Source organism: Zwartia vadi (assembly GCF_030410375.1).
Lineage (GTDB): Bacteria > Pseudomonadota > Gammaproteobacteria > Burkholderiales > Burkholderiaceae_B > Zwartia > Zwartia vadi.
On record NZ_JAUHHE010000012.1, the window covers coordinates 89568 to 103966 of the forward strand.

13 protein-coding genes are annotated in these 14399 nt (G+C 46.2%); 9 read left to right on the forward strand and 4 right to left on the reverse strand.

All coding sequences use genetic code 11. The features are described 5' to 3' along the window. The first annotated feature begins 7 nt into the window (after window positions 1-7). From QWY27_RS11550 to QWY27_RS11565, 4 genes are read left to right on the forward strand one after another with little or no spacing between them, the layout of a single operon-like run. Window positions 8-946, forward strand: a complete 939-nt coding sequence (locus QWY27_RS11550) for a UDP-glucuronic acid decarboxylase family protein (protein ID WP_290198520.1) — start codon at window positions 8-10, stop codon at window positions 944-946. Continuing rightward, window positions 943-1353, forward strand: coding sequence for a GtrA family protein (locus QWY27_RS11555; RefSeq protein ID WP_290198521.1), 411 nt, complete (start codon window positions 943-945; stop codon window positions 1351-1353). The genes QWY27_RS11550 and QWY27_RS11555 overlap by 4 nt, the downstream gene beginning before the upstream one ends. Next, a complete protein-coding gene (locus QWY27_RS11560) occupies window positions 1350-2627 on the forward strand; it encodes a hypothetical protein (RefSeq protein WP_290198522.1) in 1278 nt (425 codons plus the stop codon). Before QWY27_RS11555 ends, QWY27_RS11560 begins: the two co-directional genes overlap by 4 nt. An 11-nt stretch (window positions 2628-2638) precedes the next feature. Beyond that, on the forward strand, window positions 2639-4717 hold the full coding sequence (locus QWY27_RS11565; RefSeq protein ID WP_290198523.1) for an O-antigen ligase family protein: 2079 nt from the start codon (window positions 2639-2641) through the stop codon (window positions 4715-4717). Here QWY27_RS11565 and QWY27_RS11570 read toward each other — a convergent pair. Then, entirely contained in the window at window positions 4714-5718 is a 1005-nt protein-coding gene (locus QWY27_RS11570; RefSeq protein ID WP_290198524.1) for an SGNH/GDSL hydrolase family protein, read from the reverse strand. The genes QWY27_RS11565 and QWY27_RS11570 overlap by 4 nt on opposite strands. Before the next feature lie 219 nt (window positions 5719-5937). Between QWY27_RS11570 and QWY27_RS11575 the strand changes: the two genes are divergently transcribed. The 5 genes from QWY27_RS11575 to QWY27_RS11590 are packed head-to-tail and all read left to right on the forward strand — an operon-like array spanning window position 5938 to window position 10752. After that, window positions 5938-7008 carry an MraY family glycosyltransferase gene (locus QWY27_RS11575; RefSeq protein WP_290198525.1) on the forward strand — a complete coding sequence of 357 codons (1071 nt, stop codon included), beginning with the start codon at window positions 5938-5940 and terminating at the stop codon, window positions 7006-7008. A 21-nt stretch (window positions 7009-7029) separates the two neighbouring features. Then, window positions 7030-7452 (forward strand): SxtJ family membrane protein, encoded by a 423-nt coding sequence (locus tag QWY27_RS11580; protein WP_290198526.1) that lies wholly within the window; start codon window positions 7030-7032, stop codon window positions 7450-7452. 8 nt (window positions 7453-7460) lie between these two features. Next, the gene (locus QWY27_RS15330) at window positions 7461-7610 is read left to right on the forward strand and encodes a DUF5989 family protein (RefSeq protein WP_353958775.1); all 150 of its coding nucleotides are present in this window, start codon (window positions 7461-7463) and stop codon (window positions 7608-7610) included. Window positions 7611-7613: 3 nt separating this feature from the next. After that, window positions 7614-9449 carry a carbamoyltransferase family protein gene (locus QWY27_RS11585; RefSeq protein WP_290198527.1) on the forward strand — a complete coding sequence of 612 codons (1836 nt, stop codon included), beginning with the start codon at window positions 7614-7616 and terminating at the stop codon, window positions 9447-9449. Beyond that, entirely contained in the window at window positions 9442-10752 is a 1311-nt protein-coding gene (locus tag QWY27_RS11590; RefSeq protein ID WP_290198528.1) for a lipopolysaccharide biosynthesis protein, read from the forward strand. The genes QWY27_RS11585 and QWY27_RS11590 overlap by 8 nt, the downstream gene beginning before the upstream one ends. Window positions 10753-10758: 6 nt before the next feature. Here QWY27_RS11590 and QWY27_RS11595 read toward each other — a convergent pair whose 3' ends face one another. The 3 genes from QWY27_RS11595 to QWY27_RS11605 all read right to left on the reverse strand — a co-directional run bounded on the left by QWY27_RS11595 (window position 10759) and on the right by QWY27_RS11605 (window position 14389). Beyond that, window positions 10759-11808 (reverse strand): glycosyltransferase family protein, encoded by a 1050-nt coding sequence (locus tag QWY27_RS11595; protein ID WP_290198529.1) that lies wholly within the window; start codon window positions 11806-11808, stop codon window positions 10759-10761. Between the two features lie 11 nt (window positions 11809-11819). Further along, window positions 11820-12815, reverse strand: coding sequence for an O-antigen ligase family protein (locus QWY27_RS11600; RefSeq protein WP_290198530.1), 996 nt, complete (start codon window positions 12813-12815; stop codon window positions 11820-11822). 326 nt (window positions 12816-13141) lie between these two features. Next, on the reverse strand, window positions 13142-14389 hold the full coding sequence (locus QWY27_RS11605; protein WP_290198531.1) for a glycosyltransferase family 4 protein: 1248 nt from the start codon (window positions 14387-14389) through the stop codon (window positions 13142-13144). Window positions 14390-14399 lie beyond the last annotated feature (10 nt).

A 14399-nucleotide genomic window follows, 5' to 3' on the forward strand; every position in this document is an offset into this window, starting at 1 on the left:
ACCCATTATGAAAAAAATATTAGTCACTGGCGGTGCAGGATTTCTAGGCTCTCACTTGTGCGACAGGCTGATCGCACAGGGCCATGAAGTCATCTGTTTGGACAGCTTTTTTACAGGTAGCCAGGCAAACATCGCACACCTCAAGCCGCATCCACGTTTTAAATTGCTCTCCCAAGATGTTACAGAACCTATTGCGATCGATGCCTTAGATGAGATATATAACCTCGCTTGTCCCGCATCACCCGTGCACTACCAGTATGACCCGGTCCATACAATGAAAACATCTGTGCTGGGTGCCCTCAATGTGCTGGAGCTGGCAAAAAGAACAGGTGCCAAAGCCTTTCAAGCATCGACTTCTGAGGTCTATGGTGATCCAGCCGTTCACCCGCAGGTCGAAAGCTATTGGGGTAACGTCAATCCCATCGGCCCGCGTAGCTGTTATGACGAAGGCAAACGGGCAGCCGAAACACTCTTTTTTGATTATCACCGGACACTTGGCATTCCCATTAAGGTTGTGCGTATTTTTAATACGTACGGTCCACGGATGGCTGCCGATGATGGCAGAGTGGTGAGTAACTTTATTGTTCAGGCGCTAAAGGGCGAAGATCTAACCATCTATGGTGATGGTTCACAAACACGTAGTTTTTGCTACGCGGATGATCTCGTCGAAGGGTTCATCAAGCTCATGAATTCCGACGCATCGATTGTTGGTCCGATCAATATGGGCAATCCAGGTGAGTTTACGATGCTTGAGTTGGCTGAAAAAGTATTGAAGCAAACGGGCTCTAAAAGCAAACTTATTCATTTGCCGTTGCCGCAGGATGATCCTAAGCAGCGCAGGCCTGATATCTCTCAAGCGCAACATTTGCTGGGCTGGTCGTTGACGGTGCCGCTTGAGCAAGGACTTGCGAAGACGATCGCTTATTTTAAGCAAACGCTTGAATGAGTCTAAATATTCAATCTATTTCTTGGTTGATACGGCAACGCGCATTCCGCTTTTTAATGAATGGTGCGGTAGCGACGGCCGTGCATTTTGGTGTATTAGTCTTTAATATTCAGGTCTTACAGTGGTCGTCGGCCGGGATGGCGAATGGTGTAGCCGCCATATTTGGGATTGCGGCTTCGTTTATTGGCAGTCGTTATTATGTTTTTTCAAGCTCGGCAGAAACAGTCGCCTCACAACTGCTTAAATTTCTGTTTTTGTATCTCAGTATCGCACTCTTGCATGCTGGATTATTATTTGTCTGGACAGACTATTATCAACACCATTACTTGACGGGCTTTCTTATTGCAACGCTGATGCAACTCATGTTGAGTTATTGGGGCAATAAAGTATTGGTGTTTAAAGTATGAAACAACCCTTTGCGGCGCACAACATGAAAGAAATCAATTCAATTTCTATTTCTATTTACGATATTGTCAGATACCTCAGCAAGCGTTGGATTTTTTATATTGCGGGAGCGTTGCTAGGTGCATTGATAGCCTTTGGTATTTCTCGATCTAATGCCATCTATATGGCCACAGCAGTTTTGAATGTACATCGTGGTTTTGAAACAATCCCGAATGCCATGGATCCCCTGTCTCGGGAGGACGTTCCGTTTGACCTGATTGCTTGGATAGAAACTCAGAGAAATCTGGCAGATTTTATGCGAGAGGTGGTTGCTGATAAAGACCCAGCCAATGCTGAGATGCGTGGTGTCGCAGCTTCGATGGCCTCTAGCTGGTGGTTTGCTCATCACATCACTCCAGCTAAATTTTTGCCTGCACATGAGGCGAAGGAGCTCCTTGCCATCAACAGCATGATTGTTGGCACGGGCAAACCTAGCGAAGAAAAGCAAGAGTTAAAGTTTCTTGCTCGGGCGATTTCTGAAACGGCGCGCATTTCTCAATTACATGTTCGGGCATGGGGAAAAACGCCTCAGGAGGCAATCGCTCGCGCAGATGTGACCGCTGACGCTACCCTCAATGCTCTTGCGATGCTGCGTTATCGTGCTTTGATCGATTCGATTTCCCAACATGTATTGAATACTGAGGTCAAGCTTGCTAGTGAGAGAGAGGCTCTTAAGCTCAAGTTGAGTGTATTAGAGGCGCGTCAGAAAAAACTGTTGCGTCTGCAGCAAGATTTTCCAGTCCAGCCCACGCAATCTGTTGCGATCACGGATGCGGCACTCATTAAATATTTACCCATATCCTCTCAACTCGTTGCGAACAGCATCGATATCGATGACATGACAGAGCAATTGGCAACCCTCGCTGTCAAACAGCAGCAAAATGCATTGATGAAAACGTTTGTGGACGAGGCACAGCAGATCTTGCGCCATCAGTTTGTGGCGCGTCAGGCGATTGAGCAGCTTTTAAAAATAGAGGCAACGATGCGCGAGAGGCTTAGTACAAATGATCCTGCCCGTTTGATTCCGCTAGATACTTTACGCGCGCAGTTGCTCGCGAATAAAGCGATTAATAATAGTCTCATCAAAGAGACACCCGCTCATATTAGCCAGGCACCTAACCCACGCAAAGATGCTGAAAAAGGTGCTTGGATGGGTTTAGCCTTGGCATTGTTGTTATCGTTGCTTATAAGCATCTTTATGCAAGCGCGAGCTGCTGCGCGCTTGGGTCGTGATTGATGCGGTTGCGCATGTTTAGCGCTGCACTACAAAAAGGAATACAGACTTCGTCATGGTTTGCGCTTGCCTTGGCGGCAGTTTGTACGCTTGTTGTATTGGGTAATAACCTGAGTCAAGGTGCTGTTGGAATACCGGTACATGCTTGGATGTACTTTTTTGCAGCGCTTTTATTGGGATGGTTTTCACGCAGTTTAGGGTTGAGTATTGTTATCTTTTTGTTGCCACTCACACCTACGATCAACCAACAGTTTGCAGCGATTTTGCCTCTGTTAGAAGTCAAGCGCACCTTGTCTGGTTTTGATCTGATTGCAGGTTTCGTTGTGGGGACCGTGGTTCGATATCTGACCCTCCCCACCCAAGGACGAACTTCTTGGGCATTGCCACCCACGATCTCGCTGGCCTGCATTGTTTTAACTATATCCGTGGTGTTGGCGATTGCCAGAAACTTATGGCAAGCCGCTTCGGTCTTTTCATTTGCCGGTCTGAAATACAACGCATTGCATTTGTCTAGCATCGGCTGGCGAGATGACTATTATCCGCTTGTCGACTTTTTTAGCTACGGTTTGGCCATTGCATTTATTGCCTGCGTGCTGCAAATACTGGGCGAAGATGAACGACCAGAAGACACCGTACTCAAGCCTTTGCTTTGGGGGGTGATTGTTTCGGCGCTGTGGTCAGTATTGCAATCAAAAACAGGATTGGGTTTGCCTCATTCTTCAGCCTCTGGGAATCGTTACTACCAGGGCTTTGGTTTCGCCGGGACAGGCTTTCAGCCTGATATCCATGCGTTTTCTGGACACATGTTGTTAGGCGTTGTGGGAGCGTGTGGTTGTTATTTTTTAAAAGATACAAAAATCAGCCGTTGGTTAATCACCGCGGCGATCTTGATGGGTATCGTTGGTTTAGCTGTTAGCAAATCTAGAGGCTCTGCACTTTTAGCGTGCATGTTTTATTTGATGCTAGCGGGGTGGTGGCTTTGGCGTCGGGATAAGGCGTATGTATTTATGGCCACGACAGCGATATTTTTTGGAATGGGTGCCGTATATATTTTTCACCGATGGGGAATGTCGATCATTCCGTTATGGTTCATTCAATATATAGAAAGTTTACCCCGATTACACATCCACAATCTTGAGGCATTGAATGCCCATTTTGGTCATCGCGCAGAGATTTATCGAGCCGCGATCCGGATGTTTGAATCTTTCCCCTTGATGGGATTAGGTTTGGGCACGTTTTATAGGATGTCAGGGACGCTAGAGTTTTCAGGATCCAAATTTCTAGCCGCGATCAATGGTGAAAATGCGCACAATTACTTTTTACAAATATTGGCTGAAACAGGAGTAGTTGGTTTTATTGTTTTCGCCGCAGTGATTATCGTTCCAGTTTTGCGTGCTAAAGGATCGCGACGGCTACTCCCTGTGGGGACCATGCTAATCGCTTTTGGTTTGGGAAATATCTTTGCACATTCTTTATTAATTAGAGAAAATTTCTTCTTGTTTGCTGCATGTATTGCAGTGTTGTACGTGAAGGCGCAGCGCATCGTTGACTCAGCTCAAAATATTCAGATCAATCCGTTGCATGAGGACATTAAAGCTCATCACATAAAGTTCCAGCACCTTTCAAGGTGGGCTCTACCTCTTAGTTTGATTTTGGTTTTGTTGATTGTGCGTGAAGTGTATGTTTCTTTTGGCAAGTTCCCTTACCTTTATGGTGCCCGGTGCTATGCCCCGACTGAGTTGAAAACGGACGATTGGACAACAGGTATGTTTGTTTTGAATGTCCCCGCTGATGCTAAAGGTGTGATCTTAAACATTCGCGAGTCCCAGCCCTTTTTAAAAGGTGTACCGTTATCTCTTGAGGTGAGTGCAAAGACTCCAGATGCATCGGAAAAGCTGAAAACTTTGCGCAACGAGCTTGGTCCAGTGAGCCCACAATCTATCGTCGTGTCTTTTGAGGATTTCGGCTCCAAAACGCTGAGACAGCTCATCTTTACGACATCAAGATGCTTTACTCCCAAGAACCTGGGGGTCAATGCCGATCCGCGGAGGATGGGCATAGTGGTGCAAGAGATCGTTTGGCTTAAAAATTAGCCACCAATAACAGTCTTCAGTAGAGGCTTTGTTGCATTGCAAGCCTTAATCCCCTTGGCAACAACTGAGGCCACGATTGCGTTGCCGTTTTCGTTGTAATGCCATGATTGCGCGGCAACGCCTATCCCTTTTTTCATGGCTTCAAGAAGTGCAGGAGCAGCGTCAATCACACAGGCTTTAGGATGTTTCGCTTGGTAGGCGTTCATTTGTGTGCGGTAACTCAAGTCATTATTTGTGAGTTCGGCGATAGAGGGTAAAAAGACTAAAACCATTTCTGAGCCTCGATTTGCGACTTGAGCGGTAAATGCATCGAGGAGTGCCAACTGAAGAGGAAGTGTATTAGCATGTTTATCAAAAAAAATTCCTTTATTTTCTAGACGGGTTTTAATTTGATAAAAAATACTTTTAGACAGATGCCAGAAATAGGGAAATTTGATGTCATAAGATTTAAAAAATAGATCGTGGCGGTGATATTTCTTATGCTCATTGATGGAGGCGTCGCTCGGCCAAGATATTTGCTCTGCTTGACCTTGATGATTGAGTTTGAAAGCAGGCTTGAGCGCTCTGTCTTTTTGTCCTGCATAAAATAGCCATGACGCAGCGAGATTGCGGCGCAGCATTTCAGAATATATGCTCAGTATGACGATAGGCGTATTCGTCGGAAGCGATTCATACAGGACAAGCGCCTGATCCGTACCAAATCCGCCCACGCCGTAGTTTTCAATACGGCAGCCCAATTCGCTTGACGCCAAGCTGGTCCATACTTGCTCTGGGTTATAGACCTCTTCACCGTATGTAAACGAATCACCGAAGGCCCTAGCGCAGATCGTGGGGTATTGTGCTTGACTCGGCCGTGGCAAGCCATCTGGACTCGACCATCCGAAAGGGAGTGTAGATTTGCTTGTATGCTCAAAAGCTGAAGAATAATACCGCCAATCAAGCATTTCGCCTGGATTGAGCTTGTACAAGCCAAAACAGATCAGCTCAACGATGATTAACATCAGTAATATTAATGCGGCAAATAGCTTGGTGGGATGAGACCGTACGCCATTCATAACTGAAATTTTCGATGATTCAATATTGACCTGAGTTCATTATACAAATGTCGTAAAATTGCTCAATGTTGAGCAATTAAGCTCCATCTATAGAGAATATTTTTGCCGCTCTTTCATTAAGGGCGGTTCTCTTTTTTTTGAACGTGACAAAGGACTATTGTGACCTTGAATGTCCCTCACTTAACGCTGATTGTGGGAGCCCTTGCGACCTTTCTAATTTGTCAATTGATTGTCCTGACGCAGCATTTACACAGCCAGCATACGATGGACACCGCGCATGGCATACAAAAGGTTCATGTGATGCCTACGCCGAGGGTTGGGGGGGTAGCGATCATTTTTGGGTTGATGGTCGCCTGGTTTTTTGCTCCTGGTCCCATGCGGCAGCTGATGGGGCCTGTCCTGATTGCATCTATTCCAGCCTTTGTTTCTGGCACAGTTGAAGACATCTCCAAGCGAGGTTCGGTATCAGAGCGCTTACTGGCGACGATTGCCAGCGGTTTGATTGCGTGGTTGTTGACGGGCGTCAGTTTGCGCTCTGTTGGCGTATGGGGTGTGGATGCGCTATTGGCATTCGCCCCTTTTTCTATTGCGTTCACCGCCATTGCTGTTGGCGGTGTCGCCAATTCCATTAACATCATTGATGGCGTGAATGGACTAGCAGGTGCAACAGTCATGCTCTGTCTCAGCGCACTTGGTTTGATGGCCTATGCCGCAGGGGACGTCAATTTGACCCGCTTTTGTGTCATTGTGGCGAGCGTCACAGGCGGTTTTATGCTTGTAAATTATCCGTTGGGAAAGATATTTTTAGGAGATGGCGGAGCCTATCTTCTTGGATTTTTACTTGGTTGGATTGCGGTGATGCTGGTCGTCAGGAATAATGCCATTTCAGCCTTTGCACCGTTATTGGCTTGTGCGTATCCTGTGCTTGAGGTTTTGTTTTCGATGTTGCGCAGATTTGCACGCACACGCAGTTTGAGCCATCCAGATCGCTTGCATTTGCACAGCTTGGTGTGGGCCCGTCTCGTAAAAATCCATTTTCCTAAACAGTCGGCACTGACACAGAACTCACTGGTGCTGCCATTTATGATGCTCTATGCAGCGATTCCAGCAGGACTTTCAGTACTTTTTAGGATGAATACATTATATTTAGCGTTAAGTTTTTTGTTTTGCGCCGTATTGTATGCATTGATTTACATGCGGTTAGTCCGATTTAAATGGGTACTCCGGCTCAATTGACACTTGAAACCGCCACTGAAAATGATCGATACAAATCATCCCTATCCTCTGCCTTCTAATACACGCTTCGGTTGGTTCTTAACTTTTGTATTGGCTGCCGCTGCTTTTTTTTGCTATTTACTACTCGCAACAGGTGATGCATGGAGTTTGAGTCTCGCCATTGCAGCACTGATGTGTGGTGTGATTACTGTCATTCAGCCTAGGCTTCTCGCCCCTTTAAACAAAGCGTGGTTTTTAATTGGAGATTTACTGGGAAAAATTATCAGCCCCATCGTTTTAGGGGTCATTTTTTTTCTGATTATCACTCCAGTTGCCTTTATTGGGCGAGTCTTCGGGCGAGATGAGCTCAGGCTCAAGCGCCAGGCACTTCGTTCGCAGCCAACATATTGGATGGACAGAAAATCACCGAGTCCAAAGGGCGATTCTTTTCATAATCAGTTTTAGGTGGCAGTATGCAGTTTATTAAAGAACTATGGGCATTTTTGCGTGTTCGCAAAAAATTATGGTTAGCCCCGATTATTTTTCTAATTGTTTTAATTGGCGGATTATTGCTTGCGGCGAAAGGGTCTGTGTTTGCGCCGTTTATTTACACACTGTTTTGATTTATGCGAATCCTTGGTTTTTCTGCTTATTACCATGACGCGGCTGCTTGTATATTGGTCGATGGTGAGTTAGTTGCCGCCGCTCAGGAAGAGCGCTTTTCTCGGAAAAAGCATGATTCTGATTTCCCTCTACAGGCGATCCGCTATTGTTTGAAAGAGGCAAAACTACGTGTTCAGGATGTTGATTTTGTAGTCTTTTACGACAAGCCTTTTCTGAAATTTGAACGTATATTTGAAACCTATCTGGCATTTGCTCCACGTGGTTTCAAGAGTTTTGCCATGTCTTTACCCGTTTGGGTCAAGGACAAACTTTTTCAAAAAAGCAGTATTCTTTCAACGTTGAATCGGGAGCTTGGGGATGGTGTGGATTGGGAAAAGAAACTACTTTTCTCCGAACATCATCTCAGCCATGCCGCATCGGCATTTTTCCCGTCGCCCTTCAAAGAGGCCGCGGTATTGACGATGGATGGTGTCGGCGAGTGGACCAGTACCTCTCTCGCGGTTGGCAAAGGCAATGACCTGTCCATACATCGTGAAATACAGTTTCCGCACTCGTTAGGTTTACTTTATTCCGCAATGACGTATTACACGGGATTTAAGGTCAACTCTGGCGAATACAAAATCATGGGTCTCGCGCCCTATGGCAAGCCCATTTATGCCGATTTGATCAAGGAGCACTTGATCGACATCAAGGAGGACGGGTCCTTTCATCTTGATATGCAGTATTTTGATTACTGCACCGGGCTCAAGATGACCAATTCGAGGTTTGACGCGCTCTTTGGAGGTCCACCTCGCGCGGCTGAGAGCAGGCTGACACAACGAGAAATGGACCTAGCCGCCTCAGTTCAGGTCGTGACTGAAGAAATCGCCATCAAACTGGCCAAAGCCGTTCGGCAAGAGACCGGTCTCAAGCACTTGTGCTTAGCTGGCGGTGTCGCGCTTAATTGCGTGGCCAATGGCAAGCTTCTCAAGCAAGGTTTTTTTGATCAGATTTGGATTCAACCTGCGGCCGGAGATGCCGGCGGTGCAATTGGTGCCGCCTACAGTGTGTATCATTTAAAGTTAAATGCTCCCCGCAACGTGAGTGACGGGGATGCGATGAAGGGTTCGTATCTTGGGCCGAGCTATACCCAAGCGGAAATCGAGACTGGTTTACGAGAGGTCGGCGCACAATTTACGACTGTCTCGGACGAAGAACTGATCGAACATACGGCACAGGCGCTGGCAGATGGTAAAGCGGTAGGCTGGCATCAGGGACGCATGGAGTTTGGTCCTCGCGCCCTAGGCGGACGCTCGATTCTCGCTGACCCAAGATCCCCCTCTGTACAAAAGCAACTTAATTTAAAAGTGAAGTACCGAGAGTCTTTCAGACCATTTGCGCCTAGTATCCTGCGCGAAGATCTTCAGGAATGGTTTGATCTTGATGTGGATAGTCCGTATATGTTGTTGGTTGCTGAAGTTCAGCGGGACCATCAGCTTCCTATTTCTGACGATGACAGAGCCCTTTTTGGTATTGATCTGCTCAACGTGCCGCGCTCCTCAATTCCTGCGGTCACGCACGTCGATAATTCTGCACGTATTCAAACTGTACATAGAGAGACCAATCCGCGCTACCATCAGTTGATCATGCGCTTTAAAGAAAAAACAGGTTGTCCCGTCTTGGTCAATACCTCTTTTAATGTGAGAGGTGAGCCGATTGTCTGTACACCTCAAGATGCTTTTCGATGTTTGATGGGAACCGACATTGAATGGCTCGCGATAGGCAATTGCATTGTCAGAAAGGAAGAGCAAGACCCCAGTCTTGTTCTAGACTACAAAAACGCGTACGAACTTGATTAGGGATCTCGATACTGCGCGTTTGAGGCGGCTCGTCACCGAGAATTTGTGGCTAGTGACTGGGGCGCTGATTTCCATCATCGGCTCGTTGGCATTGGTTCGACTGCTGACGGAATATCTGAGTCCAGGACAGTATGGCGAACTCGCACTCGCGCTCACCGTCGCTAACCTGATCAACCAAGTCGTGATGTGTGGGCTTATTTCTGGCATTGGGCGCTTTTATTCGATCGCCAAAGGCCGTGAAGATCTCGATGGCTATCTCTCTCAATCCTACACATTACTCAAGTATGCAGCACTGGTCACAATACTGATCGGTGTTCTGTTGCTCATCGGCGTTGCCGCATCATCATACAGAGAGTGGGTCACCCTTGTTTTTGTCACGGTCGTTTTTTCAATCGTGAGTAACTACAACGGCGTCTTTGGTGACATACAAAATGCGGCACGCAATCGTCCCATTGTTGTTTTTAATAACTCCCTAGACACGATTTTTAAAATTGTGTTCGTTTATTTGGCGACCGTACTGCTTGGTGCATCTAGCACCATCGTGATTGTTGGCTATTTGCTTTCAGCTGCCATTGTCTTTCTGTCAAATAATGCCATGCTTAAATATGCCATCCCGCCAAAAAAACAAGAAAAGACTATTGCGCAGAAAGCATCGAGAAACTGGCAAGGACAGATTTGGACGTATGCGTGGCCATTTTCAGCCTGGGGAATTTTCACCTGGGCTCAGCAGGCGTCTGATCGCTGGGCACTTGAGATATTTTCAAGTACCCAAGAGGTTGGAGTGTTCGCCGTACTCTTTCAGTTGGGCTATGTGCCCATCATTACTCTGTCTGGGCTGTTAGCTAGTTTTTTGACGCCAATATTTTTCAGTCGTGCAGGGGATGCGACTGATCAACAGCGCACTGTATCGGTACACCGTATCAATATGATGGTGACCTACACCATGATGGCCTTAACTGTAGTCGCATTTTTAATCACGTGGGGACTGCATCGATTTATATTCATGATTTTTGTCAGTCCAGAGTTTCGGGGGCATTCGTATTTGTTGCCCTGGTTTGTATTGGCCGGTGGACTTTTTGCAACCGGTCAAATGCTGGTGCTCAAAGTACTGAGTGAAGTGCGTCCACGGATCTTGTTGACAGTCAAAATCGGCACGGCTGTATTGGGTGTTGTGTTGAACGTCGTAGGGGCATGGATCGCAGGTATTCATGGCGTGATTGCTGCGCTTGTGACTTTTTCTGCGGTGTATGTGATGGGCATGCTTTGGCTTACACGCTCAGATGCCACCCTGAGAGCCGAATAAAAAATCTCAAGTCTTGCGCTGCAATTTTTCAGAGACAAAGTGGCTAATTTGGCGCGCTCGATCTGTCAGTGTGTACCCGCCACTCATTAGGCGTGCATATCCAGCCGCGCGCACCTTTTCACGCTCGTATGGGTTTTTAATTAAGAAGCCAACGATTTCGACGAGCTCATCGACGGAAGAAAAGAAAAACGCTTCTTCTCGATCTTTGAACCGTTGTTGCGCCTCGGCCGTACGCTCACAAACAAGCAGTCCTCCCACAGCAATAATTTCAGGCCCTCGACGTGTCCACTCATCGTTATTAATTTTAGAAAAAAAGCATAAGCCCGCGATCGAATTTGCATATATACGGTTGTACTCATCTCCAAAAGCATGATCCATCGGAAGAAAGCTCGCAAGCGGACCATTTTTAATGGCAGACTCCCACATTCCCCCTTTCAAAATGAGGTGAAAACCCGCACGGTGTAAGCCTTCTATGTAAGCCAAACGTCCATCGTTTTCGTAGTGGCCCACGAAGGCGACATCAGCAATAAAAGTGCCGTCTGCTGCGCGTTGATTGAGGTTGTGGGCAATGGGATCAAAGGTGGGTGGACAATGCTCGACATGGCGTGCACCAGCTGAGCGATAGTCACGAAGATTTCGATGTCGAAACACAAAGTGGCCATCAAACAGAGGCAATGCATTTCTAAATTTACGATACAAACCAACTGGGGCTTTGGTAGAAAAGGCATCGTCGTTACAGTATTGGGTAACGATGATATTGCGCTCTTTTAATTGTGCAATCGTGTTTTTACTGAACTCTGTGGGTAATCTAAAATGCACCCACAATGGTTTTTCTGCATCGGCAAGTGCGATGAGCGCCTGCTCAAGAGCGACATACTCTGCAGAACACTGCAAGCGTCTCTTGAGCTTTCTAACAATAAAGCCGCCCTTCAGTTCAATATTCGTATCTAAACTCAGTACTTCCCAGCCTAAGTCTCGAAACTCTCTGATCCAGCCCGAGTCACGATCAGGACTGGTGGCTAAGCTCCCTACGTAGATCATTTTCGGTGATGTCATCAGGGCACTCATTACTGAAAGATGCCTCCCTTGGTACGAGCCTCGGGTATGGTTGTGTCTCTAGCATGATTAAATGCTTGGGCCACTAAGAATGCGAAAACAAAAGAGCCATGACTAAGTTTAAAGGTTTCATGGAACATGCCGATTGTTAAAATCCCGGCCAGGCTGAGCAGCACGGCCCAATGGCGATAGAAAAGATTAAATTTAATGATCCTGTATAAAAGAAACAGGAAACAGGCAAAACCGACAAAACCCGTTCTGAATAGAACATCTAATAACTGATTGTGGGCTGATCCGGCAAGATCCGAGAACATAATCCATACACCCAGATAACCAGAGCCAAAAAGCGGGTGACTACTCAGATATTTAAAGATCTCGGTAATCATATAAATACGGTAGCCCTCGGATGTATCGCGAGAGAGGTATACCGTCGTATCGTAGGGTGGAAAAAAAGCATACGGAAAAAAATCCATTACCCTCATCGGAGTAATGCTGATCCTGAAAAAGCGTTCAGAAAAATATTGATAGTATGCGGGCATCAGATGATATGAAATTGTGATTACCAATGCCGCGAAAGCGATGCTGAAAAGCATCCATACGATATTTTTTCGGGGGATGTCCTTTAAGGGGTACGTCCAAAGTTTTAATAACAAGAGTAAAAACAAGAGGGCAGTAGAGACTAAGAGCCCCGCGACACTGCTGCGTGAAAAGGTAAAGCCCAAGCCGTTAAAGATTGTGAAAATAATCAATAATTTTAAAAATAAGCCGCTGGGTGTTTTAGTCTTTTCAAAAATGATGAGCCAAAAAGCGAACAGCAAGATAAAACCATAGCGTTGGGACTGCACAATGGGGTGAATCTTGCTATAAACAAAAGCTGAGCCACCATGGGCAAAATAGAGATAAATCGAATTCATCGAGTAGATGAAGGAAACTAAAATAATGGCGTATTTAAATGCCGTGTACATTTCCTCATCAATTTTGACAAAGAAAAACGTAAACAGTGACATGAATAGAATAAAACTGATGAGTCGTCGGTCCCAGTACTTGAGAAGATCATCTTGATAAGCAAAGCAAACAATAAAAATAGAAATGTAGATGGCGATCAAGGACAAAATAGTCTTGGAGGGCATTTGTAGTTTTTGGCCAAACAAAAGAGCAATGGCGGGAAATAGGACAAATGCATAATTACTCGAGACATTATCTCCTCGGACTGAGAAAGACACGGGGACTAAAAAAAATGAAAACAGCAACACCAGTCCGTATAGTCGATAGTTCGAGCCAGCGGTACCGAAAGTAGAAAGCAGAGAGGAGAGGGGTTTCATAAAGGATGGTTTCAATTTAAGTTCCTATCACAAGCGTTTCGCATTTGCTTGAGATCCAGCAACCACTGTTCTAACTGATCAATCAAATGCGTTCGGTCGAACTCACGCGACATGATCTCTTTGCCTTGCTTGCCCATCGCCTTGCGTTGAGCCTCTGGCATTTTAGACATTTCTAGCACAATCTTTGCCAAACCAGTCGCATCACCCGCTGGACACGTCAGGCCGGCCCGCGACCTATTAATCAGATCCGCACCTTCCCCATCCAACATGCCGAGCACGGGAATGCCTGCAGAGAGATAGGTTTGCAATTTACCAGGGATCGTCATTGCAAAAATGGGGTCATTTTTCAGGCTCACCAGCAGCGCATCCGCATGCTTGAAAAACGAAGGCATTTTGTCTAAAGGAAAGCGACCGTACATGACAATATTGTTTTGTAACCCATGTTCGGCGATCCAAGAATGAACCTGCGGTGCCATTCGGCCATCGCCCACAATATGCCAACGAATGTGGGTGTGATGTTGTAGAAGTTTGACCGCCGCTAAAATACTCGGGAAATCTTGCGCGGCACCAATATTGCCTGCAAATAGGATATTGAATGTTTCAGGATCTGTGACAATTTCCGCGGCAGGTTCTACGTGGTTCTCTTCAAAGCCTGTTTCAGACCAGCTCGGAAAATATTCAACTCTCTTGTCTGCGCGCGTATATGTTCGAATTTGACCGATAAAGCTTTTAGACTGGGCAAGAATCAAGTCGCAATTGCGATAGATGGCTCGTACCATCAGCCCAACCATTTTTAAAATCCATGTGTTGCGTACCACTCCAACAGCTGAAAGTGTTTCAGGCCATAAATCTAAAACCCAAAAAGCCATAGGAGCACTTTTGAGTTTGCGAAAAACTGCTGCCGGTATCCCGACTGTCACAGGCGATGGTTCGTAGGTAAAAATCACATCAAAGCCTTGGCCTAGTAATTTATAGGCGCCGATGACTGAGGCACTCAGTACAAAGCTTACGTAATTGAATATCAGTTTGATTTTTTGCGTGCTGTGAGAAATGATGGGGACACGAACAATATCGACACCCTGATATTGTGAGTATTTTTCAGGTGCAGCCTTAAAGTCATCGAATACCCGCCCCTCTGGATAGCTCGGTAGGCCTGTCAACACGGTCACTTCGTGACCACGACTGACAAGCTCTGTCGCCAGATCATTAATCCTGAAATTTTCTGGCCAAAACCGCTGCGTGACAATGAGGATGCGCATTTAGAGACGA